This window comes from Kosakonia sp. SOY2 (assembly GCF_027109175.1).
GTDB lineage: Bacteria > Pseudomonadota > Gammaproteobacteria > Enterobacterales > Enterobacteriaceae > Kosakonia.
Map to the genome: position 1 here is coordinate 78708 of NZ_JAPVXH010000001.1, position 24996 is coordinate 103703.

Consider the following 24996-nt stretch of genomic DNA (forward strand, 5'->3'; position numbering starts at 1 on the left):
GATGCAATTGCGTAAATTACTTCTGCCAGGGCTGCTTTCCGTCACGCTTTTGAGCGGCTGTTCCCTGTTTAACAGCGAAGAAGATGTTGTCAAAATGTCCCCGTTGCCGGTGGTTGAAAACCAGTTCACCCCGACCACGTCATGGAGCACCTCCGTGGGCAACGGTATTGGTGACTTCTACTCTAACCTGCATCCGGCTTTTGCTGATGGCGTGGTTTACGCCGCCGATCGTCACGGTGTGGTGAAAGCGGTTAGCATTGAAGATGGACATGAAATTTGGTCGGTTAACCTGGCTGAAAAAGATGGCTGGTTCTCCACTCGCGCTGCACTGCTTTCTGGCGGTGTGACCGTTTCCGGTGGTCATGTTTATGTGGGCAGCGAAAAAGCGCAGGTTTACGCACTGAACACCAGCGATGGTTCGCAGGCGTGGAAAACGAAAGTCGCTGGCGAAGCGCTTTCTCGCCCGGTAGTAAGCGACGGTTTAGTGCTGATCCATACCAGCAACGGTCAGTTGCAGGCGCTGAACGAAAGCGATGGCGCAACCAAATGGACCGTCAACCTCGATATGCCTGCGCTTTCTCTGCGCGGTGAATCCGCTCCGACTACCGCCTTTGGCGCTGCCATTGTCGGCGGTGATAACGGTCGCGTAAGCGCGGTATTGATGCAGCAGGGCCAGATGATTTGGCAGCAGCGCATCTCCCAGGCTAATGGCCCGACAGAGATCGATCGTCTGAGCGATGTCGATACCACGCCGGTTGTTGTTGGCAACGTGGTTTACGCGCTGGCCTATAACGGCAACATGACCGCGCTGGATCTGCGTAGCGGCCAGATTATGTGGAAACGCGAGCTGGGCTCAGTGAGCGATTTCGTGGTTGATGGTAACCGCATCTATATGATCGACCAGAGCGATCGTATTCTGGCGCTGACTACCGACGGTGGCGTAACCCTGTGGACGCAAAGTGACCTGCTGCACCGTAACCTTACCGCTCCGGCGTTGTATAATGGTTACATTGTGACAGGCGATAGCGAAGGCTACGTGCACTGGATTAACGTCGAAGACGGGCGCTTTGTCGCGCAACAGAAAGTCGACAGCTCCGGTTTCCTGACCGAGCCGGTGGTTGCCGGTGGCAAACTGCTGATCCAGGCGAAAGACGGTACAGTGTACGCCCTTTCGCGCTAAGCGCGTCGGGTTTGTCGTTCCTGAAGACGGCTCCTGTTGCAGGAGCCGTTTTCCTGTTTTTAAAACGGCGCGCAATCCGCGACGTTTTGCTAATGAATTTTCTGTAATGAGGCTTTAAACATGGTACCTGTGGTCGCGCTTGTCGGGCGCCCTAACGTTGGAAAATCCACGCTATTTAACCGTTTAACACGCACCCGTGATGCGCTGGTGGCGGATTTCCCGGGTCTGACTCGTGACCGTAAGTACGGTCGTGCTGAAGTTGAAGGCCGCGAATTTATCTGTATCGATACCGGCGGTATTGATGGCACCGAAGACGGCGTGGAAACGCGCATGGCGGAACAGTCGCTGCTGGCGATTGAAGAAGCTGATGTCGTGCTGTTTATGGTCGATGCGCGCGCGGGGCTGATGCCTGCCGATTCGGCCATTGCCAAACACCTGCGTTCACGTGAAAAACCGACCTTCCTGGTGGCGAACAAAACCGACGGTCTGGATCCGGATCAGGCAACGGCCGATTTTTACTCCCTCGGTCTGGGTGAAATCCACGCTATCGCCGCCTCCCACGGGCGCGGTGTGACCAGCTTGCTTGAACATGTGCTGATGCCGTGGATGGACGAGCTCAACCCGCCGGAAGAGGTGGATGAAGACGCCGAATACTGGGCGCAGTTCGAAGCTAACGAAAACGGCGAGAAAGAAGAGCCGGAAGACGATTTCAACCCGCAGGATCTGCCGATCAAACTGGCTATTGTCGGGCGTCCGAACGTCGGTAAGTCCACACTGACTAACCGCATTCTCGGTGAAGAGCGTGTGGTGGTGTATGACATGCCGGGCACCACGCGCGACAGCATCTACATTCCAATGCAGCGCGATGAGCGTGAGTACGTACTTATCGACACCGCTGGTGTGCGTAAACGCGGCAAAATCACCGATGTGGTAGAAAAGTTCTCAGTTATCAAAACGCTGCAGGCTATTGAAGACGCAAACGTCGTGCTGCTGGTTATTGATGCCCGTGAAGGTATCTCCGATCAGGATTTATCGCTGCTCGGCTTTATTCTTAACAGCGGTCGCTCGCTGGTTATCGTCGTCAATAAATGGGACGGTCTGAGCCAGGAAGTGAAAGAGCAGGTGAAAGAGACGCTGGATTACCGCCTGGGCTTTATTGATTTCGCCCGCGTGCACTTTATTTCTGCGCTGCACGGCAGCGGCGTTGGCAACCTGTTTGAATCCGTTCGCGAAGCTTATGACAGCTCCACTCGCCGTGTCAGTACCGCATTGCTGACCCGCATCATGAACATGGCGGCGGAAGATCATCAGCCGCCGCTGGTGCGTGGTCGTCGCGTGAAGCTGAAATATGCCCACGCCGGTGGTTATAACCCGCCGATTGTGGTGATCCACGGCAATCAGGTAAAAGATTTGCCGGATTCTTACAAACGCTATTTGATGAACTATTTCCGCAAATCGCTGGATGTGATGGGTACGCCAATCCGTATTCAGTTCAAAGAAGGGGAAAACCCGTTTGCTGAAAAGCGTAACACCCTGACCCCGAACCAGATGCGTAAACGTAAGCGCCTGATTAAGCACATCAAAAAAAGTAAGTAATCACTTGCTTCAAACCCGCCGCCTGGCGGGTTTTTTGTTTGCCAGAATTGGCTCACCTACAAAATTCAGGTGCTGTTTCAGCCTGTCGATAGCAGTACACTCTTTATAGCTATAAAAACAACGGGTTAATAACTGGCTTCAATAAATAATTTCAAAAGGGATATGAAATGAAGAAGGTTTTACTGTTAATACTGCTGGGCAGTGTAATGACAGGTTGCACACCGCTTCACCCCTCCGGTTGCCATAAAACCACTGCGCTTGGTAGTTGCGACTCAGGGCGCTTTACCGATCAGGATGAGTACGGGAAACAGGCCCGCGCGATAAAAAACGCTATCGAATCACGACTTGCCGATCGCTCTGAATGGAAAGGGAAAAAATGCCGCTTACATATGGAATTTGCCTATGATGGCAAACTGAACAATATCGAGACGAGGGAAGGGAATAGAGCTTACTGTGCAGCGCTGAAAACCGCAGCGCAACGGGCGACATTCCCGGCATTTCCTTCTCAGCGGATTTATCAGGCATTCGAGAGCTCCCGCTTCGTGATGGTGGGCGAATAGCAAACCAAACCTGACGCGGCACTTAACCCGTCTGCAGGCGAGTTTTTTGTCGCCAGCGGTGTATGATAAACCCCGTGAAAAATTAAGGAGCGCCTTATGGAACTTACCTGCCCGACTTGCCATAACCCGCTGCAAGTAGTGGGAACACATGCTCACTGCGACGGCTGCGGCAAAGACATTGAAGTACAAGCACATTGCCCGGAGTGCCACCAGCCTCTGGAAGTGTTAAAAGCCTGTGGCGCGGTGGACTTTTTCTGCCAGCACGGCCACGGGCTGATTTCGAAAAAACGCGTCGAGTTTACGCTGCTCTAAGGTTTGCAAATACAGTCTTCCCCTTCGCGCCACAGTTCGACAAACGACGGTGGCGCTTTGCTTTCCGGGATAAGCAGCAGCACATCCGTTTGCTGGGCGGTCCAGGTGATCTGCAAACGGTAGAAGCGCTGATCGCCGCTGCCCGGAGAGTCCGGCTGGCCTGGTGGCTCAGCGAGCGGGAGCGTCTGGTGCAAGATGTCCACCAGCCGCTGGCGCTGCTCCGCACTGAGCTGGGCGATGACGATTTTTCGCGCGCCGCTCAGTTTAGGAATGTAAGCCAGCCCGCCTTCACGGGCTAACTCGACTACCGCGTCGTCGGTTAATTCGGGTTCGTTCATCATAAAACTCCGACATCTTTCCACGCCTGTTCGATAGCAGCGGCGACTTTCTTGCCGGACCGTTTTTCGCCATGTTTGATGGTGAATTTGGCGAAGGTGGCGAAGTCGGCATTTTGCGCCAGTGACTTATCACACACCGTGTCATACCAGGCGTATCCGGCTTTTTCCCATGCATAGCCACCTATAGCGGTTGCCGCCAGGTAAAATGCCCGGTTAGGAATGCCGGAATTCAGGTGTACGCCGCCGTTATCCTCACGCGTTTTAATAAAATCTTTCATATGCGCAGGCTGCGGATCTTTACCCAGTAACGGATCGTCATAAGCCGTTCCCGGCTTCGACATCGAACGCAGCCCCTTGCCATGAATGCCTTTTGCCAGCAAGCCTTCGCCAATGATCCAGTCCGCCTGATCCGCCGTCTGCTGCTGGTGGTACTGTTTTACCAGCGAACCGAACACATCGGATAATGACTCATTTAATGCGCCAGCTTGTTCAAAATAGATCAGCCCGGCTTCCGTTTCTGTGACGCCGTGGCTCAGTTCATGCGCTACCACGTCAATGGCAATGGTAAAACGGTTGAAGATCTCACCATCACCATCGCCAAACACCATCTGCTGACCATTCCAAAAAGCGTTCTGGTAATCCTTGCCGTAATGCACGGTGCCGCTGAGGATTAGCCCCTGGTTATCCAGCGAGTTGCGCTGATAAACCTGCCAGAAGAAATCATGGGTGACACCCAGGTAGTCGTACGCTTCGGTGACGGCGACATCACCCGTCGGTGGCTGGCCCTCATAGCGTACCTGCTCACCGGGCAATGTCTCTTTTTGCTGAGCGTCATAAATATCGCGTACCAGTTCGCCGGGCGAAGTGACCAGCGGCGCATCGACTTTGCCGTGGCTGTGCGCCATCAACGTTTGTACATGCGTTAAGGTCTGGCGGGCGCAGCGTTGCTGGAGTTCAGAGCCATTGTCGATAATGCGGCGCAGGATATAAGGCGGGATAACACTGTATGGATGACGTGCATTCATGTTGATCTCCTTGATAAAACAAAAAAGAACAACAAAAAGTATAGGTTCGTCTGATTTATTGAGCGCGCTAATTAAGAGGATTTACGTTGGCGCGTTTTTTTCACGGGCGTAACGGCACTGACTTCACTCTCTACCCAGCCGTCGTTCAGCCGCGTGGTCAGTTTGTCGCCCGATTTTACCTGTTTGGTCTGTTTCAGCACTTTGCCGTCGATTGCTGTGGTTACGCTGTAGCCACGCGCCAGCGTTGCCAGCGGGCTGACCGCTTCAAGGTGAGTGATTGCCGTACCAAAACGTTCACGTGTGCCGCTCAGGCGGTCACGAATATTCTGGCTCAGACGATATTCCAGTTGCTGAATGCGGCTTTGCGCCCGGTGAATACGCGGCTGCGGGTTTTGCTGATTCAGACGCTGTACTGTTCGCTGCTGGCGCACGGAAGCGCGTTTTAACTGATTATCCAGCGCGTTATGCATGCGCTGTTGCAGGCGTTCCAGCACAGTTTGCTGGCGCGCCAGACGCAGTTGCGGATGCTGTTGTTGCAGACGATGGTGGACCTGGGCAAAACGGCGACTACGGCCTGCCAGATAGTAATCCATCGACATTTCTAAACGCTGTTGCATCGCCTGAACCTGGCGTAGCAGCTCCAGTTGGTTACGGCTGACAATTTCCGCCGCCGCAGAGGGCGTTGGCGCGCGCAGGTCGGCAACAAAATCGGCAATGGTCACATCGGTTTCATGCCCAACGGCGCTGACTACCGGAATGCGGCTGGCAAAAATCGCCCGCGCCACGCGCTCGTCGTTAAAGCTCCACAAATCTTCCAGCGAACCGCCGCCGCGACCAACAATCAGTACGTCGCACTCTTCGCGGGCGTTAGCCAGCTCAATGGCGCGCACAATCTGCGCGGGCGCATCTTCGCCCTGTACTGCAGTCGGGTAAATCACCACCGGCAGTGACGGGTCGCGGCGTTTCAGTACATGCAGAATATCGTGCAGCGCGGCGCCGGTTTTAGACGTGATAACACCAACGCAATGGGCGGGCGAGGGCAGCGGTTTTTTGAATTGCTGGTCGAACAGCCCTTCGGCCGCAAGCTTAGCTTTAAGTTGCTCATACTTCTGTTGCAGCAAACCTTCACCAGCCGGTTGCATGCTCTCGACAATAATCTGGTATTCGCCGCGCGGTTCATACAGCGTGATATTGGCGCGTACCAGCACTTGCTGGCCGTGCTGCGGGCGAAACGTGACGCGACGGTTGCTGTTGCGGAACATCGCGCAGCGCACCTGGGCGGTATCGTCTTTTAAGGTGAAGTACCAGTGACCGGAAGCGGGCTGGGTAAAGTTGGAGATTTCCCCGCTGATCCACACCTGGCCGAGTTCGCGTTCCAGCAGTAAGCGCACCGACTGATTAAGGCGGCTAACCGTAAAAATTGAGGGGGATTGGAACGACGACATGTGAGCCAGATCAAATTCTAAATCAGCAAGTTATTCGTTCGATAGTAACCCGAAACGAGGGGATGGCAAGTATTTTTCTTAAAAAAGTGTGGATGCAATCGGTTACGCTCTGTATAATGCCACGGCAATATTTAACCCCCCAGGTCAGAGATATTGCCCATGCTACGTATCGCTAAAGAAGCACTGACGTTTGACGACGTCCTCCTCGTTCCCGCTCATTCCACCGTTCTGCCGAATACTGCCGACTTGAGCACGCAGCTCACTAAAACCATTCGCCTGAACATTCCTATGCTCTCTGCGGCGATGGATACCGTGACGGAAGCGCGCCTGGCAATTGCCCTGGCACAGGAAGGCGGCATTGGCTTTATTCACAAAAACATGTCGATTGAGCGCCAGGCGGAAGAAGTTCGCCGCGTGAAGAAACATGAATCCGGCGTGGTTAAAGACCCGCAAACCGTTCTGCCGACCACCACCCTGCGCGAAGTGAAAGAGCTGACCGAACGTAACGGCTTTGCCGGTTACCCGGTTGTGAATGGCGACAACGAGCTGGTTGGCATCATTACCGGTCGTGACGTGCGTTTCGTTACCGACCTGAACCAGCCTGTTAGCGTGTACATGACGCCGAAAGAGCGTCTGGTCACCGTACGTGAAGGTGAATCGCGCGAAGTTGTGTTCGCTAAAATGCACGAAAAACGCGTTGAGAAAGCGCTGGTTGTCGACGAAAGCTTCCACCTGCGCGGCATGATCACCGTTAAAGATTTCCAGAAAGCTGAACGTAAACCAAACGCCTGTAAAGATGAGCAGGGCCAACTGCGCGTTGGCGCCGCGGTTGGCGCAGGTGCGGGCAACGAAGAGCGCGTTGACGCGCTGGTTGCCGCAGGCGTGGACGTGCTGCTGATTGACTCCTCTCACGGTCACTCCGAAGGCGTGCTGCAGCGCATTCGCGAAACCCGTGCTAAATACCCGGATCTGCAAATCATCGGCGGTAACGTCGCAACTGGCGCAGGTGCTCGCGCACTGGCAGAAGCTGGCGTCAGCGCGGTGAAAGTCGGTATCGGCCCTGGCTCCATCTGTACGACGCGTATCGTGACTGGTGTGGGCGTTCCGCAGATCACCGCCGTTTCCGACGCGGTTGAAGCGCTGGAAGGCACCGGTATTCCGGTTATTGCCGATGGCGGTATCCGTTTCTCTGGCGACATCGCCAAAGCCATCGCCGCAGGCGCTGCCGCGGTGATGGTTGGCTCAATGCTTGCCGGGACCGAAGAATCCCCGGGCGAAATCGAACTCTACCAGGGCCGCTCTTACAAATCCTACCGTGGCATGGGCTCGCTGGGCGCGATGTCCAAAGGCTCTTCTGACCGCTACTTCCAGAGCGATAACGCCGCCGACAAACTGGTGCCGGAAGGTATCGAAGGCCGCGTGGCTTACAAAGGCCGCCTGAAAGAGATCATTCACCAGCAGATGGGCGGCCTGCGCTCCTGTATGGGTCTGACCGGCTGTGGTACTATCGACGACCTGCGCACCAAAGCGGAATTCGTGCGCATTAGCGGCGCGGGCATTCAGGAAAGCCACGTTCACGACGTGACCATCACCAAGGAATCCCCGAATTACCGCATGGGTTCTTAATGATTTTCGCGCCCGGTGCTCTCACCGGGCGCTTTCGTAACTTGCCTCGGAAGTAACGTCAATGACGGACAACATTCATAAACATCGTATTCTTATCCTCGATTTTGGTTCTCAGTACACCCAACTGGTTGCGCGCCGCGTGCGTGAACTGGGCGTTTACTGCGAACTGTGGGCGTGGGATGTCACCGAAGCGCAGATCCGCGACTTCAATCCAAGCGGCATCATCCTCTCCGGCGGCCCGGAAAGCACCACTGAAGACAACAGCCCGCGCGCACCGCAATATGTGTTCGAAGCTGGCGTGCCGGTGCTGGGCGTCTGCTACGGCATGCAGACCATGGCGATGCAGCTCGGCGGCCACGTTGAAGGTTCTAACGAGCGTGAATTCGGCTACGCGCAGGTTGAAGTACAGACCGACAGCGCGCTGGTTCGCGGTATTGAAGATTCGCTGACCGCAGAAGGCAAAGTGCTGCTGGACGTGTGGATGAGCCACGGCGACAAAGTGACGGCGATCCCGTCTGACTTCGTCACCGTAGCCAGCACCGAAAGCTGCCCGTTCGCCATCATGGCGAACGAAGAAAAACGCTTCTATGGCGTGCAGTTCCACCCGGAAGTGACCCACACCCGCCAGGGCCTGCGTATGCTGGAGCGCTTTGTGCGCGATATCTGCGAATGTGAAGCGCTGTGGACGCCGGCAAAAATTATCGATGACGCCGTTGAGCGCATCCGTCAGCAGGTTGGCGATGACAAAGTGATCCTCGGCCTCTCCGGCGGCGTGGATTCTTCAGTGACCGCGATGCTGCTGCACCGCGCCATTGGCAAAAACCTGACCTGCGTATTCGTTGATAACGGTCTGCTGCGTCTGAACGAAGCTCAGCAGGTAATGGACATGTTTGGCGACCACTTCGGTCTGAACATTGTTCATGTTGAAGGGGAATCCCGTTTCCTGGCCGCACTGGCCGGTGAGAACGATCCGGAAGCAAAACGTAAGATCATCGGCCGCGTGTTCGTGGAAGTGTTCGACGAAGAAGCACTGAAGCTGGAAGACGTGAAATGGCTGGCGCAGGGCACCATTTACCCGGACGTGATCGAATCCGCTGCTTCGGCAACCGGTAAAGCGCACGTTATTAAATCTCACCACAACGTGGGCGGCCTGCCGAAAGAGATGAAGATGGGGCTGGTTGAACCGCTGCGTGAGCTGTTCAAAGACGAAGTGCGTAAAATTGGTCTGGAACTGGGCCTGCCGTACGACATGCTGTACCGCCATCCGTTCCCGGGGCCGGGCCTCGGTGTTCGCGTGCTGGGCGAAGTGAAGAAAGAGTATTGCGACCTGCTGCGCCGCGCGGATGCGATCTTTATCGAAGAGCTGCATAAAGCCGATCTCTACAACAAAGTGAGCCAGGCTTTCACCGTGTTCCTGCCGGTTCGCTCCGTGGGCGTGATGGGCGACGGTCGTAAATACGACTGGGTTGTTTCTTTGCGTGCAGTAGAAACCATCGACTTTATGACCGCACACTGGGCACATCTGCCGTACGATTTCCTCGGCCGCGTCTCCAACCGCATCATCAACGAAGTGAACGGTATTTCCCGCGTGGTGTATGACATCAGCGGTAAACCGCCAGCTACGATTGAGTGGGAATAAGATTTAGTTCCTGCTGAATATTAGAAATATTAAGCCCGCGAAAGCGGGCTTTTTTGTTTATGGCGTTTTTGCGGAACTTATTGGCAATTAACTCAATATCTTTGTCCCGTTGTGAGGAGGCTTAATAGTATAAGTGCTATCAGGTATTTTTTATATAACCTCTTGTCGATGCTTCATATTTATTTGGTGTGATTGATTAAGAATATAAGCACTCAAATGGAAATTAAGATTATGAAAAGCTCTTTAAACACCGCTTTGATATTTATAAAAATGATTTAATCAGAAAACACAGTTAGAAGTTTAATTTAACGTTTTTATTCCCTTTTTCTTCCTTATAGCGATGGAAAAGCCTCTTCTGTTTCGAATTCCGTGCTTTTAAATTATCAGCCACCTGTACCTGTATTTCTCCTCCTGCGCATAAATTCCTTTTTCTGCCTTCCATTTGATGCCATGAATGTGCGTTTTTTGAACAAATTCGGTTCATCGCCAGGATGAATAGCTATTCCATGAAACGACATATTTGAAACGTTAGTTTGAATAAATTGGTGAATCCTAAGCATATTTTCTTTCTCACAAGTACCTTCTTTCTAACTCTTTGATTCAAATGTGTAATGTGATTTAAATTAAATTTTAACGCCAGATTGCCGATAAGTTGTCTTCGGTATGCTTCTTTCAAAGGGAGCAGAAATTCATGAAATCACCTCAACCCTGGGTAATAAATATGTCAGTTAGGCGTTTTTCATTTCTCGTTTTTAGTCTGTTACTTGGTATTTTTCTCATCAGCTCGGCTTCTAACCTTTGGTCACTTACTCACAGCAACCAGTCGCTGGATAACGTGAACAAAGAGATCAGGGTCGTGTTGTCGGTTATTGACCCGATTAACCATAGCCGCACACTGCGTGTGCGCCTGATGGAAGCCATGATTAACGCCTCCCTGGGCGACAAACAGAAAACGGATGCGTCGCTTGAGAGCGCGAAAGCGGTGATGCAAAAAGCCACCGATGCGTTCAACAACTACAAGGCTGCGCCACCTGTCGAGGGCGAAGAGGCGCTTTCCGCGCCTTACAGCCAGGCCTGGCAAACGTATGTTGATCAAGGGTTGCGACCGTTGATGGACGCCGCGAGCAACAACGACACGGCGCGTTTCAACCAGCTCGTCAGCACCACCATCCCGCAGCTTGATCGTCAGTTTGAAATCACTCTCGATAACCTGCTGGCCTTTCGCGAAAAGTACGCCCAGCGCCTTAACAACGACGCGCAGAATCGCTTCGTGAACAGCATGGTGACCATTGGTGTTTTCGCCTTACTGTTTACCTTGATCATTGTCGCTATCTTTATCCTGCTGCGTCGCCGTGTTCTTTCGCCGCTGGATGCCGCACGTTTGCACTGCCAGAAGATGGCGGCAGGGGAGCTGCACACTCCTGTTGTTTACGGTTCTAAAGACGAGATTGGCGACATGCTCGGTTCGCTGGAGCAAATGCGTCTTGCTCTTCTGGAAATCATTGCTCAGGTGCGTAATTCCAGCCAGAGCGTGGCTCATGCGGCAGAAGAAATCGCTGCCGGTAATACCGATCTCTCGGCCCGTACCGAAGAGCAGGCGGCTTCTCTTGGGCAGACCGCTGCCAGCATGGAACAGCTGACTTCAACGGTTAAGCACACCTCCGAAAACACTCAACAGGCAAATACCCTTGCGACGGCGATGCGCAGCTCCGCGCAGGAAGGGAATACGATTGTTGAAAAAGCAGTGATGTCGATGAAAGAGATCGAATCCAGCGCCGGCAAAATCGACACCATCATTTCCTTAATCGAAGACATTGCTTTCCAGACCAATATCCTGGCACTCAACGCAGCGGTTGAAGCGGCAAGAGCCGGCGAGCAGGGGCGCGGGTTTGCCGTCGTGGCAAGCGAAGTCCGTAATCTGGCGCAGCGTTCGTCACTCGCGGCGAAAGAGATCAAAGAGCTTATTGAGGAATCCGGCCGACAGGTGCTGCTGGGTAGCGAAAGGGTGTCGCAGGCGGGCGAAAGCATGCAACGCATTATCAGCACCGTTAAGCAGGTTTCTGAACTGATGGCGGAAATTGCGCTCTCGACCGGTGAACAGAGTCGCGGTATTGAGCAGATAAACCAGGCTGTTGCGCAGATGGACACGGTAACGCAGCAGAACGCCGCGTTAGTCGAAGAAGCATCTGCAGCAGCGCATTCGCTTAAAGAGCAGTCTCAATTGCTGGAAGAGACGGTAGCCGTTTTTAAACTGAGCTAACGTTTTGTCAAAAAAAACAAGGCAGGTTTATGCCTGCCTTGTTTGCGATTCTTTAATGGTTCGTCGTTACCCGGTTACCCGCTATTCAACGTATTGGTCGACAGTACAGAAGCGCTCATGAAAGGCGCGGACGTGGCCACATCGCTGCTGCTGTTCCAATATAGCGCTGCTCAGTACATCCACTTTTCCACAACGTCATCACCCAGGTGTTCGCGCAGCAGATCTTCGTTATCTTCCTCGCCGTGGGCTTCCAGCAGGCATTTGAACATCAGCATGTCGAGGTACTGCCCCACGTCGGCGAAAACCTGCGTCAACATCGGCGAGCTGTCGTGATCGAAATACCACACTTCGCCGGTTTCCCGGTGAAAGCACCACAAATTGCCGTTGCCCAGGTAGTCGCCAAAGACGATTAACTGATGGACCAGCGCCCATTGCGACGCTGCGTCTGCCGCACTTTCGAGAATGTCATGAATGCCGGGATAAGCCGCTAACAGCGGTTCAATGCTGGCGTATTTCGCGGGCGTGATACTGCACAACCTTTCGGCCAGTTCGAGTGCGCCGAGCGTTTCATGATAACGGCGAAGCAGCGGCGGGAGCGCGCAGCCCAGACGTTGTTCAAGCGCTGCAATCTCTTTGGCGTTAACCGGAGCCACTGGCGCAGGGTTATTCCACTGTTCGCGCCAGGCCTGTACGCAGGCGCGCCACCAGGCCAACCGTGCTGTCTCATCGGTAAATTCTGGCCACGCTAAGGGCGGCAGTTCACTGCTATCTGGATTCATTTTTTTCCCCTGCTGATTTACTCCGGCGGCTCACAGGATCGCTTATATTCGCCATGTGGGCCACTGCCATTAGTGATGGCTTTACGCTATGTTCTTCATCACGTTAAGGTGGTAATTCGTACATATCAACGGTGCTGAACGGGGAGCGCGATGCAGTCAGTAAAGCTAATGGGGGATGGCTATGAGCCGCAGGTCTGGCAGGAAGGCGATAAACTGACATACTCGTTGCCGGTCGATTCCGGGTTTGTCAGCTTCGATTTTCGTTTTGTTATTCGCCAAAGCGATCTGGATGTTCTGCTTGCCGATAATTACCGACGCGCCGTGCTCGAAATCATTGCGCACACCCTGCTTCAGCATTCCACGCTAAAGGGAAATGCCCGTTTCACGCAAAGCGATTTCGATAAACTGCTTGCGGATACGCTCCACGCAACGAACGATTCCCTGCAGACTTTTATTGCGCGCATCAATCGGGAACATCACATTGCAATTGAGCATTATGTGCAAGAGATCCTCACCCGTCGCGCTGTTGCGGATTAAAGCAACGCATGCGCAGTGAAAGCGTCGTGCGCATTGCTCACTGAAGCGCATCGGGCTTTTCTCCTCAGACAACCCCCACTAAATCAGGTAGTTTGCTTCCGGCTTGCGGTGCCGGAGGCGTTATAGTGCTGTTTTATTGCAAAAGGCGTCACAAGCACAAAGAAGGGATTCACATGTCGGGTAGCCAAAAATTCGTTTTACTCCTCCTTGCGTTGGCGTTGTGCTTCGTGGTGGGAACCGGGCTCTATTCCTCGTGGTTTAATGCGGCTTCAGTTGCCGTGTTTATCTGCCTGATGATCTATTTCACGCGCCCGTTGCTGATGCCAGCCGGGTATGGTGCGAACAAGATACGCGCGCTGGTGCTGGTGCTCGGGTTCGGCATCATTGGCAGCGGTTCCAGCGCGTTAAATACGCTGTTACCGACTATCTGGACATTGCCGGTGCTGCAAAATGCTCCTGCGTGGCTGAAGAATATCCAGCTAATCAGCCAGCCTTCGCCGTGGATCCTTGCCAGTGTTGTCATCATCGTTGGTATTGTGTTCTTTTGCCTGCGCGATCGAAGCGTCGGCGGTGGGCATCCGACGCCGCTGAAAAAGGATTTCCCGGAAGATCGTTTTGCACGAAAGCTGGAGGTGTTCTGCAACATGCTGCAGCAGGATCTCACCTCGATTGACGTGAGCAGTAACTGGAGCCCTGAGTACTACACCGAACTGGAAGCCGAGGTTGAGATCCGTAAAGCGAAAGGTCTCGTTTCCCGTAGAAAGATCCTTGGGCTGCAAGACGCGATCCGCAAAGACAGAACCTCACGGTCGTTTTTGATTCTGGGCGCACCGGGTTCCGGCAAGAGCGTGGCGCTGCGCAAACTTGCCAGAGATATGCTGGCGGAGGTTAAAAAGACGCACCGCGTGCCGATTTACATCAACCTGCGCGAGTGGGTACCTGACAGCATTGTCACTGGCGGTCGCAAAGAGTTTTCTGTCGAAGATCTGGAAGCGTTTGTCATTAAAAACCTCGTCCGGCGTGGTGACGCCTACACGCGAGATTTTGTTAATGACTACTTTCACGACCTGTGGCGTACCGGTCGCTTATTTTTTATCTTCGATTCGTTTGATGAGATCTCCGAGTTGCTGGACGCCAGCGAAAACTCGACGGTCATCGATTCGTTGTCCACGGTTATCTCGCGCTTTATTACTACGCAAACGGCCTCACGCGGGGTTTTAGCTTCGCGCGTATTCCGCCAGCCGACGCGTGCGTTTCTGGCGGATAAAGTGCTGGAGATCCGCCCGCTTTCCGAAGCCGGTATTTCAGAAGCGCTGAGTCGGTATCCGCAATTTACTGATCAGGTGCGAAATACGTTATTCAGCCACCGACTGGATCTGATCCCGCTGGTGCGTAACCCGTTTATGATGGCGCTTCTTGGCGAATGGATCGCGGTTAACGAGACATTGCCGATCAATCAGGCTGAGATTTATAAAAACTATATCGACAGCCGGATACAGCTCTGCAAGCAGGAGCTGCGCGATACGGGGATCTCCTCTCGTGAGGTGATCGAGGTTGCGACGGATATCGCGTGGTTTGTTTTTCGCTCCTCGACGTTTGGCCTCGAAGCGCCGGTGAAAGTGATCCGCAGCTATTTCAATTCAGAACACGTGGACACGGTGCTGGAACTCCTGCGTTTTGCCCGTATTGCCAGAGTCACCCCTGGCGATGAGAAGTCGTTTGCGTTTGTGCATCGACGCTTTCTGGAGTATTTCGTCACCACCCGCTTTTTGCAGCAACCTGCGGAAGTGCCGGATTCGCACATTCCTACGGATTCACGCGGTCGCGATGCGCTGGTGCTGTATGCCCAGTTGTGTAGCGAAGCCGAAGCAAAACGGCTGGCGGAACTCTGCTGGGGTGAGATCCAGCACCATTTTGCGGATGCAGGTCAGCGCATTCGCGCTATTCACTGCCTGCGCTTTTTAATCGACGCATTTGGCTCCCGCCGCGAGGTGCTGCAACCGTTCGAAGAGGATCTCTCTGCCTTTGTGATACAGCACGTTAAAACGGGCGATAACATTCTGCTGGCGAAAATTTGCCTGGAAGCGACCGGGCTGCTCTCCGAATCGCGTGCCGCGCCGGTGCTGACCACCGCGATTGCTGGTGAGGATGGCTGGTTACAGGAGACCGCGTTTCGCGCCTGTCGTCATCTGCCGAAAATGAATGATGAGCTGGAAGAGGGGATGAAGAAATACGTGCTGAATATTTCGGAAACCAACTTCTGGCGCGGGCGCAAGAATATCCTGCTGAGCTTATCATTATCCGATGCCTTAAGCGGGGTTTATCGCGTTGCGAAGATGCGTTTATGGAGCATGAAAGCAGCACTTGCCAGCACGTTGTTACTGGCCATTGCACTGCCGTTTATTACCCTTTTCAGCGTGAGTTACGCGATGGCGGTGACCGCACCAATTTTGCTGTTCGGCAAAGCGGGGCGTACGGCGCAAACAGAGAAAGCGAAAAAAACGGGCAGTGATAGTCCCGCTCCGCGCGCTGCTGCGTCATTTATTGATAAGGGTTTTATATCCGGCACCTTTGTACTGTTTCGCGTGATGAGTTTTGTCATCCTGCTGGTGATCAGTATTGCCGGGCTGTTCTCCCCGGCGCTGTCGCTGGCGGCGATACCGTTTTACACCTATAGCGGATACGCCATTTATAACGGCTGGCTGGCCGCCGCGAATGTAGTGTTAGGGTTGATGTTGCTTGATTGGGTGGCAATCTGTCGGTTTGTTCGCAGTAAAATTCATGATTTGCTGAACCCCAAAAAATGGCTGGCGGCGCTGTCGGTTCTTGCGGCATCCGCTGCGGGGGTAGGCATTATTTTCAGCCTCATCCATTATATCTCCCGCTATCCGATGGCGGAGCCGGTCTTTAAGGCCACCTTCTCTGTGCTGATTGCATTGATGGCGGCATACGTGGTGTTCACCTTTATTCAAGCTGTGCGCGGGGGGATTAAAGATCTGCGGAGGCTGCGGAAATTGGCCTTTGGCTCAGTCATTAAACGTGCGCAAATCGCGAAGATCATGGCGGAATGCGTGTCGGATTATGGGCGTTTGCAGTTTGTTCTGCGGCTTGAAAGTGAAGGTATTTCCGCCACTGGTCACTGGCCGGAAGGGTTCAAACTGGCGGTTGGGCTTGGCGAAGCCTACACGGCGCTGGCGCGGCTGGAAGAGCGCTGGTTAAACCTCGACAGATAAGCAACGCGTTTGTGCAATGGGGCGAATACCGTTGCACAGACGAGCGCAAACCCACGCGGTAAAGCGTGTAAGCAAAATCGGATAAACTTTAGCGTCGTGCGGTGGGGTCGATAGTCTGACTGATTTGTTGCGACTGGCTTTTGTCCTGATGGTGGTACCAGGCGCCAATAGAGGAATAGACGAAGCGGCCGAAGAAAAAGATAAAGCTGATAAGAAGTACGATACGGGTCATGCGACTGTCAAATCGATGTCGTTTTCGCATACTGGTTGCCTGACTCACAATGTTTCCTTTAGGAATACCCGATTTACGGGCGACAGCGACATTAATGCACACTCTTTTTGTCAGGTCAATTAAGCCTGGCGCAAAATCACAATGATTAAATTATCACCAGGGATTATATAAGATAAATTAAATATTTACGTGAGCAATGAAAAATGGACGATAATGCGCATTAAGCCGGTAATTAAAGCTGGCTGGCGCGCTTTTTTTGATGCAAATCAATTAACAGATATTGTCCGGAATTAGAATTTCTGTTTGTTAACAAACTGGCACTTCACCGTTGCACAGCACAGTCGGGTCGGATACCTGCCTGAAACACCCGCCAGGATCTGGGTTGGGTAACCGAGCATCTATGACACTTATTCAAAAATATTATCGCCTGAAAGATCAGTGGTGGGCTTTGCCGCTCATCACGCCTGTTATTTTGTACCCACTGTTTAGCCTCGCTAATACATTTACTACCGTTTCTGGTCAGACGGTCATTCTCTATTATCTGCCGATGGCGTTGCTGATCGCCCTGATGATGTTTTATGGCTGGGCGGCGCTGCCGGGCATTGTGCTGGCGCTGATTTGCCATTATTGGCCCGCACCGCCGCTGGAAATGGTCAGTAAAGGCGTGCATTTGCTGCTGCCTGTAATACTTAGCTGGGCCGGTTACCGTATTTTTGTCACTCGCCGCCACCGGGTGGCTTATGGCACGGCATTGCTGGTTTCGCAGCGTATTTTCTGGCAGGTGCTCTGCCCGGCGTCGATTTATCTGATTATTCTTGAGCTGGGCGTCTGGCTGAATCTTTACGATCGGGCAACAAGCGACGGCGGCGCGCTGGCGTGGAATGTGCCGATGCTCATCAATTACCAGGCATTACTGGTCGGGACGATGACCGGCGTGCCGTTTAGCTATTTGTTGATCCGCGTTATTCGCCATCCGCGTTACGCGATGTCGTGGTTATCGCAAATGCGCCACGAGTTTGATCGTAAAGTTACGCGCATTGAGATTGGGGTCTGGTTCGCCGTGGTGATTGGCATTTTGCTGCTGTTACTGATGCCGCTGAATAAAAACAGTTCCATTTTCAGCACCAACTACACGCTTTCACTTCTGTTACCGGTGATGCTTTGGGGATCAATGCGCTACGGCTATCGTTTTATGTCGCTGGTCTGGACACCGCTACTGGTCATCTCTATTCACTTTTTTTACCGTTATTTGCCATGGTTTCCCGCTTACGACGTGCAACTCGCGATCGCCTCATCAAGTTACCTGGTCTTTTCCTTCATCATTCTCGCCATGGCGATGATGGCGACGCGTCAGAGACTGGTGCATGATCGCGCCCGCCGTCTGGCGTTTATCGATCCGGTTGCCAACATGCCCAATCTTCGTGCGTTGAGCCGGGCTATGGCGGATACGCCGTGGTCGGTGCTCTGTTTTCTGCGCGTGCCGGAGCTGGAACTGCTGGGGCGTAACTATGGCGTGCTGCTGCGCATTCAGTATAAACAGCGCATGGCGGACTGGCTCAGGCCGCTGCTGTCGGCGGAAGAGAACGTGTATCAACTTTCCGGGCACGATCTGGCGATCCGCCTGAATGCCCAGTCGCACCAGACACGCATTGAGGAACTGGACGCGCGCATCAAGCAGTTCCGCTTTATCTGGGATGATATGCCGCTGCAGCCGCAGGTGGGGTTAAGTTACTGCTACGTACGTTCACCAGTGAAGCACCTCTATTTACTGCTCGGTGAAATGAGCACCATCGCCGATTTGTCGCTGGCGACCAACCACCCGGAAAATTTGCAAAACCGGGGCGCGGCGAATCTGCAACGCAGCCTGAAAAGCAAAGTGGATATGATGAATCGCCTGCAACTGGCGCTGGAAAAAAATCACTTTATCCTGATGGCTCAGTTAATTCATGGCGTGCGCGGCGATGACTACTACGAGATCCTGCTGCGCATGCGGGAAGAGAACGGCGACAACATCAGCCCGGATGCGTTTTTGCCTGTCGCGTATGAATTCGGCTTGTCGTCGCGCATCGATTTATGGGTGATCGAACATGTGCTGATGTTTATGGCGCAAAACCGCGAAAAACTCCCCGCTCAGCGTTTTTCCATTAACCTCTCTCCGGCCTCAATTTGCCGCACGCAGTTTGCCCAGGAAGTCCGGCGTTTATTGCGCAAATACCGCATCGAAGCCTGGCAGTTAATCTTCGAGATCACCGAAAGCAACTCAATGACCAATCTTCAGCAGGCCAACCAGACGCTGGGGCAACTGCAACAGATGGGGTGCCGGGTGGCGATCGATGATTTTGGCACCGGTTATGCCAGCTATGCGCGGCTGAAAACCGTTAATGCCGACATCCTGAAAATCGATGGCAGTTTTATCCGCAATATTGTCTCGAACAGCCTGGATTATCAGATTGTGGCGTCGATTTGCCATCTGGCACGGATGAAAAAAATGCTGGTGGTGGCAGAGTATGTGGAAAGCGAAGAGATACGCAGCGCAGCAATCGCGCTGGGTATCGACTATTTACAGGGGTATCTGATTGGTAAGCCAGCGCCGCTGGAGACGCTGGTTAACGAGTAGCGAACGGGCGGCTCAGGCCGCCACTTCGGGAGAGTGCTCTTCTTCGATTTTCAGTCGCCAGCCGGTCACGGCTTCCCAGTATTCCTGCTCTTTTTCCAGATCCAGCAACACCAGCGCGTTCTGGCTGAACCAGTCGTGCGGGAAGCTGAGCGTCCAGTGATTAGCATCGGTAGTCAGGCGCAGCGTCGGCGGCGTGGTGGTTGCCTGGCGCTGGTTATTCAGCAGCACGCCAAGCCGTAAGATTTGCACCAGCGGCAAATACTGCTTCTTTTTAAACAGCGTAAAGCGCGGCAAATCATCAAGCTTGATAGCCTTACGGTGGCAGCGCACCAGCGTCGCCATCATCAGCTGTTGCTCCTGATTAAAACCGGGCAGATCGCTGTTTTGCAGAATGTACGCCGAATGGCGGTGCATCCCGCTGTGGTTAATATTAAGCCCTACTTCGTGCAGCATCGCTGCCCATTTCAGCAACGCCGCCAGTTGCGGGTTAGCGAGCTTCGGGTTTTGCTCCAGCCACTGATCGTAAATCTGGGTGGTGGTTTCCAGCACGCGACGCGCCTGCTCGCGGTCGATATTGTACTGGCTGGCGAGGCTCTGCGCGGTGCGGCTGCGAATATCCTGGTGGCGGAAACGACCTTCCATCTCATACAGCACGCCTTCACGCAGCGCGCCGTCGGAAAGGCGCAGCTCGCGGATCGCCAGCGCATCGAACACGCCGCAAAGAATAGCCAGCCCCGGCACAAACACCGCTTTACGCTCTTCGGAAAGGCCTGGCAGGCTCAGTTCGCTGAAACTTTTGTACTTCAGCACTTCGGCGACCAGCTTCTCCAGCCGTTCCGGGGTGATAAAGCCATCTTTCTCGCCGGAGGCGATCAGCACTTCGTGGGCGGCTTTAATGCTACCGGATGCGCCAAGCGCGACATTCCAGCCCTGAATGCGGAACTGCCACGCCAGCGACTCCAGCTTTTGTGTTGCCGCCATGCGCGCGCGGCGGAAGTTTTCGCCGTTAATCGTGCCGCCCATAAAGTACATCTGCGCAAAGCTTACGCAGCCCATACGGCGGCTTTCCACCAGCTTCGGCTCGAAATCTTCACCGATCACCAATTCGGTAGAACCGCCGCCGATATCGATTACCAGCTTGCGACCTTTTTCCGGCTGTGTATGTTCCACGCCCATAAAAATCAGGCGTGCTTCTTCATTGCCCGGAATGATTTCAATCGGGTAGGGGATAACCTTTTCCGCGCGTTTAAGAAATTCTGTGGCGTTCAGTGCCTGGCGCAACGTGTGCGTACCGACAATGCACACGCTTGCCGGATCAAAGCCCTGCAAGCGTTCGGCGAACAGCGACAGGCAAGCCAGCCCGCGCTCCATTGCCTCTTCGCTCAGCATGTTATTGCTGTCCAGACCATCAGCCAGGTGCACGCGCTGTTTCAGGCGGCCGATGATCTGCATTGCGCCGTCGACCACACGCGCAATGACCATATGGAAACTGTTTGAACCCAGATCGACCGCGGCAAATTCCTCCGGTCGTGGCGTCTTTTCTTGTATCGGCATAGGTTAGTCGGGCTGTTCGAGTGATTTGATGTAGTCGTAAATCGCCAGTTGTGCGCGCACTTTACGACGGTTGCCGCGCGGCACATAGCGATTACTCAGTTCTTTATCGATGTACCTGGCTTTCACGGTATCACTTAAAAGCAAATCAATGATATCCAGAACGCGCTGTTTAAGGCGCGGATCGAGCAGCGGTGCGGCCACTTCGATACGGTAATCGATGTTACGTGTCATCCAGTCTGCGGAGGAGAGATAAACGCGTTTATCGCCGCCGTTCTCAAAAATATAGATGCGATCGTGCTCAAGATAACGATCAACGATACTGGTGACACGAATATTTTCGCTGATGCCTTCCAGTTGCGGAATAAGTGAACACATGCCGCGCACCAGCAGGTTCACCGGCACGCCGGAACTGGAGGCGGTATACAGCCTGTCCACCAGCCCTTTATCGACAAGGTTATTCAGCTTCAGCGTAATGCCGGAAGGTTTACCTTCCTGCGCGTTAGCAATCTCCGTATCGATCATATCGTATAACAGGCGGCGCGAGTTCTGCGGCGACACCAGCAAATAATCGAAGCTCACCGGGCGGTAGGGGTTTTCAATAAAGTTGAATACCCGGCGCACTTCATTGGTGATGCGCGCATCGGCCGTGATCAGTGAATAATCCGTATAAAGCCGCGCGGTTTTTTCGTTAAAGTTGCCGGTACCGATGTGCGCATAGCGCACGATCTCTTCCCCTTCCATACGGGAAATGAGGAACAGTTTGGCGTGAATTTTTAAGCCCGGCGCCGAGAAGATCACCTGCACGCCCGCTTCCGTCAGCCGCTTCGCCCAGTGGATGTTGGCTTCCTCATCGAAACGCGCCTGCAACTCCACCACCACGGTGACTTTTTTACCGTTATGCGCGGCGTGGATCATCGAATCGATAATGCGCGAATCTTTCGCCACGCGGTAAATGTTGATTTTGATCGCCAGCACGCTCGGGTCGAACGACGCCTGGCGCAGCAGCTCCAGCACGTGTTCAAAGGTGTGGTACGGATAATAGAGCAGCACATCGCGTTCGCGAATGGCGTCAAAACCGTTGCGGAACTTATCAAACCCAATGTGGCGCAGACGCGGCATCGGTTTGTTGACGAGGTTGGCTTTGCCGACATTCGGAAAACCAATAAAGTCTTTGAAGTTGTGATAACGCCCGCCGGGAATAATGGAGTCATAACGGGAGATAGTCAGCTTTTCACGCAGCATCTCGACCATGGCATCGGGCATATCGCGCTGATAAACAAATCGTACCGGCTCGGCGGTCAGACGCTGTTTCAGGCTGGAGGACATCAGCTCCATCAGGCTCGACTCCATTTCGTGCACCAGGTCATATTCGGCGTCACGGGTCATTTTCATCGAGTAGGCGTTCAGCGCGTCATAATCGAAGAAGCCTTTAAAGATATCATCCAGGCAGTAACGCAGAATGTTATCCAGCAGGATCATCGGTTTGCGACGGCGCGGCGTTTCCGGCGGCAGGTTAACAAAGCGCGGCACTTTATCTGACGGGATCTCCAGCAGCGCGTAGCGGATTTCGTCGCCGCGAATAATCTCTACCGCCAGGTAGGTGTAATCATCTTTTAAGAAGCGTACCAGGTTGGTTTCGCGGTTAATCAGCGTCGGGGTAATGTGCTGGCGCAAATATTGTTTGAAGTAATTGCGCAGCCAGCTCTGCTGGTTTTGCGAAAGCTGACGTTCGTTAATCAGGAAAATTTGATTACGCGCCATCTCCAGCAGCAGGTCGTTGTACAGACTGTCGAACTCCTGATCGGCTTTCAGTACGCGAGACTGGATCTTGCCCAGCAGATGGCGGGAATTCGTGGTAACGCCTTGCTCTTCGCTAATGATTAAGCGGCGTTTCAGTTCAGCAAAACGGACTTTATAAAATTCGTCGAGGTTGTTGGAATAGATCCCCAAAAAACGCATGCGTTCGATAAGCGGGTTACTTTTGTCGGCGGCTTCCTGGAGAACACGTTCATTGAAGCACAACCAGCTTAGTTCTTTTTCGAGATATAACTTTTCCTGACCCATTCCTGTTTACACTCCGGTTCTTGCTCGGGACACGGCAAATCCTTCTCGCTCTCGCGGTGCCCTGACTGACAGGTGAACGTTGCTGGCGTCCCTTCGTATGACACAACTTATTATGGCGAGCTTTGCCGTCAGATGTCCAACTGTGCCAAAAAAGTATGACAGTAATCCGTTTTTCGCATCTAAGGTGATGGAAATAAAGTAACTTTTTCTTTTAGCAGGGGAAGAGGAAAGAAACCCTGCCGCGGCGGGCAGGGTGAAAAGCGATAAATTGCAGTAATTATTCGTCGGCCGCATAGCCTTCAGGCGGTAGGCGCACACCATCCAGCCACGCGCTGTTGCTGTCCATTTTCAGGCGGCCATCAACAAACCAGCTGACCACCAGCGGGTAAATCGCATGTTCCTGTGACTGCACGCGTTCGGTGATCTCTTCTTCCGTATCACCTTCGAACACCGGCACTTTTGCTTGCAAAATCACCGGGCCACCGTCCAGCTCATCGGTAACAAAATGCACGCTGGTACCATGTTCTTCATCACCGTTTTCCAGCACCTGGCGGTGCGTGTGAAGACCGGGATATTTTGGCAACAGGGAAGGGTGGATATTCAGCAGACGTCCGGCGTAATGCGCGACAAACGCCGGGCTGAGGATACGCATATAACCCGCCAGCACCACCACATCCGGGGCGTAGGCGTCGATTTCCTGCATCAGCTCGCGGTCAAACGCATCACGGCTGGCGAACTGATCTGCGCTCAGCGCATGGGCGGGAATATTGGCTTCCCGCGCACGTTCAAGGCCGAACGCGTCGGCCTTATTACTGAATACTGCCCGCAGGGTGCCGTTGATTTTCTTCTGTTTGCAGGCGTCGATAATTGCCTGCAAATTGCTTCCGTTACCGGAAATCAGCACCACGATGTTTTTCATTCAATAACCACACGCTCACTGGAATCGGATGCTTTGATGATACCGATTTTCCACGCCTTTTCACCTTTCGCATTCAGCAGAGTGATGGCTTTATCGGCTTCAGCCGCAGGCAGCGCAATCACCATACCAACGCCGCAGTTAAAGGTGCGGTACATTTCGTGGCGGCTCACGTTACCGGCGTTTTGCAGCCAGTTAAACACGGCCGGCCACTGCCAGGAGGACTCATTGATTACCGCCTGGGTGTTATCCGGCAGTACGCGCGGAATGTTTTCCCAGAAACCGCCGCCGGTCAGGTGGGCGATAGCGTGGACATCGACATTTTCAATCAGCTCCAGCACGGACTTCACATAAATGCGGGTCGGTTCCAGCAGGTGATCGGCCAGCGGTTTGCCTTCCAGTTGCGTAGCCAGCGGATCGGCACCGCTCACTTCGAGCACTTTACGCACCAGCGAATAGCCATTGGAGTGCGGGCCGCTCGAAGCCAGTGCGACCAGCACATCGCCGTCAGCCACTTTCGAGCCGTCGATGATTTCTGATTTTTCTACCACACCGACGCAGAAACCGGCGACATCGTAATCTTCACCGTGGTACATGCCCGGCATTTCCGCCGTTTCGCCGCCAACCAGCGCACAGCCAGATTGCAGGCAGCCTTCGGCGATGCCGTTGATCACGCTGGCGGCAGTATCAACATCCAGCTTGCCGGTGGCGTAATAGTCGAGGAAGAACAGCGGCTCAGCGCCCTGTACCACCAGATCGTTAACGCACATTGCCACCAGATCGATACCGATGGTGTCGTGACGTTTCAGATCCATTGCCAGACGCAGTTTTGTGCCCACGCCGTCAGTGCCGGAAACCAGTACTGGCTCACGATATTTTTGCGGCAGCGCGCACAGCGCACCGAAGCCGCCCAAACCGCCCATCACTTCCGGGCGACGGGTTTTCTTCACCACGCCTTTGATTCGGTCAACCAGAGCATTGCCCGCGTCGATATCAACACCGGCATCTTTATAGCTGAGAGAGGTTTTATCGGTCACTGCTTGGGTCCCCACGCGTTTACTTGCGGTAGAAATAAAATTCGGC

19 protein-coding genes are annotated in these 24996 nt (G+C 53.6%); 10 read left to right on the top strand and 9 right to left on the bottom strand.

What is annotated here, in order from left to right:
* Position 1: 1 nt before the first annotated feature.
* The 4 genes from bamB (at position 2) to O3S68_RS00360 (ending at position 3648) form a co-directional block, all read left to right on the top strand.
* A complete protein-coding gene (gene bamB / locus O3S68_RS00345; RefSeq protein ID WP_020454711.1) occupies positions 2-1180 on the top strand; it encodes an outer membrane protein assembly factor BamB in 1179 nt (392 codons plus the stop codon).
* A 120-nt stretch (positions 1181-1300) separates the two neighbouring features.
* Positions 1301-2776 (top strand): ribosome biogenesis GTPase Der, encoded by a 1476-nt coding sequence (gene der / locus O3S68_RS00350; protein ID WP_020454710.1) that lies wholly within the window; start codon positions 1301-1303, stop codon positions 2774-2776.
* Between the two features lie 167 nt (positions 2777-2943).
* Positions 2944-3336 (top strand): cell envelope integrity TolA C-terminal domain-containing protein, encoded by a 393-nt coding sequence (locus O3S68_RS00355; protein ID WP_269230572.1) that lies wholly within the window; start codon positions 2944-2946, stop codon positions 3334-3336.
* A 96-nt stretch (positions 3337-3432) separates the two neighbouring features.
* Complete coding sequence (locus O3S68_RS00360; protein WP_020454708.1) at positions 3433-3648, top strand: zinc ribbon domain-containing protein; 216 nt, start codon at positions 3433-3435, stop codon at positions 3646-3648.
* Here O3S68_RS00360 and O3S68_RS00365 read toward each other — a convergent pair.
* The 3 genes from O3S68_RS00365 to xseA form a co-directional block, all read right to left on the bottom strand.
* Positions 3645-3986 carry a protealysin inhibitor emfourin gene (locus O3S68_RS00365; RefSeq protein ID WP_044489702.1) on the bottom strand — a complete coding sequence of 114 codons (342 nt, stop codon included), beginning with the start codon at positions 3984-3986 and terminating at the stop codon, positions 3645-3647. The genes O3S68_RS00360 and O3S68_RS00365 overlap by 4 nt on opposite strands.
* On the bottom strand, positions 3986-5011 hold the full coding sequence (locus O3S68_RS00370) for a M4 family metallopeptidase (protein WP_020454706.1): 1026 nt from the start codon (positions 5009-5011) through the stop codon (positions 3986-3988). Before O3S68_RS00370 ends, O3S68_RS00365 begins: the two co-directional genes overlap by 1 nt.
* Positions 5012-5082: 71 nt before the next feature.
* The gene (gene xseA, locus O3S68_RS00375; protein WP_269230573.1) at positions 5083-6456 is read right to left on the bottom strand and encodes an exodeoxyribonuclease VII large subunit; all 1374 of its coding nucleotides are present in this window, start codon (positions 6454-6456) and stop codon (positions 5083-5085) included.
* A 159-nt stretch (positions 6457-6615) separates the two neighbouring features.
* Here xseA and guaB point away from each other — a divergent pair, with 159 nt between their 5' ends.
* The 3 genes from guaB (at position 6616) to O3S68_RS00390 (ending at position 11981) form a co-directional block, all read left to right on the top strand.
* Positions 6616-8082 (top strand): IMP dehydrogenase, encoded by a 1467-nt coding sequence (guaB, locus tag O3S68_RS00380; protein WP_017458982.1) that lies wholly within the window; start codon positions 6616-6618, stop codon positions 8080-8082.
* 61 nt (positions 8083-8143) lie between these two features.
* Positions 8144-9721, top strand: coding sequence for a glutamine-hydrolyzing GMP synthase (gene guaA / locus O3S68_RS00385; protein WP_020454704.1), 1578 nt, complete (start codon positions 8144-8146; stop codon positions 9719-9721).
* 721 nt (positions 9722-10442) lie between these two features.
* Positions 10443-11981: a methyl-accepting chemotaxis protein gene (locus O3S68_RS00390; protein ID WP_045510386.1), complete on the top strand. Its 1539-nt coding sequence runs from the start codon at positions 10443-10445 to the stop codon at positions 11979-11981.
* Between the two features lie 170 nt (positions 11982-12151).
* Here the strand turns inward: O3S68_RS00390 and O3S68_RS00395 are convergent, their stop codons facing one another.
* On the bottom strand, positions 12152-12760 hold the full coding sequence (locus O3S68_RS00395) for an SMI1/KNR4 family protein (protein ID WP_269230574.1): 609 nt from the start codon (positions 12758-12760) through the stop codon (positions 12152-12154).
* Between the two features lie 150 nt (positions 12761-12910).
* On the opposite strand from O3S68_RS00395, the gene O3S68_RS00400 reads away from it, so the two are divergent.
* Together O3S68_RS00400 and O3S68_RS00405 are read left to right on the top strand one after the other, a co-directional pair.
* Positions 12911-13297, top strand: a complete 387-nt coding sequence (locus O3S68_RS00400) for a hypothetical protein (RefSeq protein ID WP_045510380.1) — start codon at positions 12911-12913, stop codon at positions 13295-13297.
* 173 nt (positions 13298-13470) lie between these two features.
* Positions 13471-16530 carry an NACHT domain-containing protein gene (locus O3S68_RS00405; protein WP_269230575.1) on the top strand — a complete coding sequence of 1020 codons (3060 nt, stop codon included), beginning with the start codon at positions 13471-13473 and terminating at the stop codon, positions 16528-16530.
* An 88-nt stretch (positions 16531-16618) separates the two neighbouring features.
* On the opposite strand, the gene O3S68_RS00410 is transcribed toward O3S68_RS00405, so the two are convergent.
* A complete protein-coding gene (locus O3S68_RS00410; RefSeq protein ID WP_071925214.1) occupies positions 16619-16810 on the bottom strand; it encodes a YfgG family protein in 192 nt (63 codons plus the stop codon).
* 352 nt (positions 16811-17162) lie between these two features.
* On the opposite strand from O3S68_RS00410, the gene O3S68_RS00415 reads away from it, so the two are divergent.
* Complete coding sequence (locus O3S68_RS00415; protein WP_269230576.1) at positions 17163-19379, top strand: EAL domain-containing protein; 2217 nt, start codon at positions 17163-17165, stop codon at positions 19377-19379.
* A 12-nt stretch (positions 19380-19391) separates the two neighbouring features.
* Here the strand turns inward: O3S68_RS00415 and ppx are convergent, their stop codons facing one another.
* The 4 genes from ppx to purM form a co-directional block, all read right to left on the bottom strand.
* Positions 19392-20933: an exopolyphosphatase gene (ppx, locus tag O3S68_RS00420; protein WP_097408024.1), complete on the bottom strand. Its 1542-nt coding sequence runs from the start codon at positions 20931-20933 to the stop codon at positions 19392-19394.
* A gap of 3 nt (positions 20934-20936) precedes the next feature.
* Complete coding sequence (ppk1, locus tag O3S68_RS00425) at positions 20937-22997, bottom strand: polyphosphate kinase 1 (RefSeq protein ID WP_017458969.1); 2061 nt, start codon at positions 22995-22997, stop codon at positions 20937-20939.
* A gap of 277 nt (positions 22998-23274) precedes the next feature.
* Positions 23275-23916: a phosphoribosylglycinamide formyltransferase gene (purN, locus tag O3S68_RS00430; protein WP_045510372.1), complete on the bottom strand. Its 642-nt coding sequence runs from the start codon at positions 23914-23916 to the stop codon at positions 23275-23277.
* A complete protein-coding gene (gene purM / locus O3S68_RS00435) occupies positions 23913-24950 on the bottom strand; it encodes a phosphoribosylformylglycinamidine cyclo-ligase (protein ID WP_044489701.1) in 1038 nt (345 codons plus the stop codon). The genes purN and purM overlap by 4 nt, the downstream gene beginning before the upstream one ends.
* Between the last annotated feature and the right edge of the window lie 46 nt (positions 24951-24996).

Coding starts and splice junctions, on each gene's coding strand:
- O3S68_RS00415 (WP_269230576.1), top strand. CDS start 17,163: ATGACACTTATTCAAAAATATTATCGCCTGAAAGATCAGTGGTGGGCT.
- der (WP_020454710.1), top strand. CDS start 1,301: ATGGTACCTGTGGTCGCGCTTGTCGGGCGCCCTAACGTTGGAAAATCC.
- O3S68_RS00400 (WP_045510380.1), top strand. CDS start 12,911: ATGCAGTCAGTAAAGCTAATGGGGGATGGCTATGAGCCGCAGGTCTGG.
- xseA (WP_269230573.1), bottom strand. CDS start 6,456: ATGTCGTCGTTCCAATCCCCCTCAATTTTTACGGTTAGCCGCCTTAAT.
- O3S68_RS00395 (WP_269230574.1), bottom strand. CDS start 12,760: ATGAATCCAGATAGCAGTGAACTGCCGCCCTTAGCGTGGCCAGAATTT.
- O3S68_RS00365 (WP_044489702.1), bottom strand. CDS start 3,986: ATGAACGAACCCGAATTAACCGACGACGCGGTAGTCGAGTTAGCCCGT.
- ppx (WP_097408024.1), bottom strand. CDS start 20,933: ATGCCGATACAAGAAAAGACGCCACGACCGGAGGAATTTGCCGCGGTC.
- O3S68_RS00405 (WP_269230575.1), top strand. CDS start 13,471: ATGTCGGGTAGCCAAAAATTCGTTTTACTCCTCCTTGCGTTGGCGTTG.
- guaB (WP_017458982.1), top strand. CDS start 6,616: ATGCTACGTATCGCTAAAGAAGCACTGACGTTTGACGACGTCCTCCTC.
- bamB (WP_020454711.1), top strand. CDS start 2: ATGCAATTGCGTAAATTACTTCTGCCAGGGCTGCTTTCCGTCACGCTT.
- guaA (WP_020454704.1), top strand. CDS start 8,144: ATGACGGACAACATTCATAAACATCGTATTCTTATCCTCGATTTTGGT.
- purN (WP_045510372.1), bottom strand. CDS start 23,916: ATGAAAAACATCGTGGTGCTGATTTCCGGTAACGGAAGCAATTTGCAG.
- ppk1 (WP_017458969.1), bottom strand. CDS start 22,997: ATGGGTCAGGAAAAGTTATATCTCGAAAAAGAACTAAGCTGGTTGTGC.
- O3S68_RS00370 (WP_020454706.1), bottom strand. CDS start 5,011: ATGAATGCACGTCATCCATACAGTGTTATCCCGCCTTATATCCTGCGC.
- O3S68_RS00355 (WP_269230572.1), top strand. CDS start 2,944: ATGAAGAAGGTTTTACTGTTAATACTGCTGGGCAGTGTAATGACAGGT.
- O3S68_RS00390 (WP_045510386.1), top strand. CDS start 10,443: ATGTCAGTTAGGCGTTTTTCATTTCTCGTTTTTAGTCTGTTACTTGGT.
- O3S68_RS00360 (WP_020454708.1), top strand. CDS start 3,433: ATGGAACTTACCTGCCCGACTTGCCATAACCCGCTGCAAGTAGTGGGA.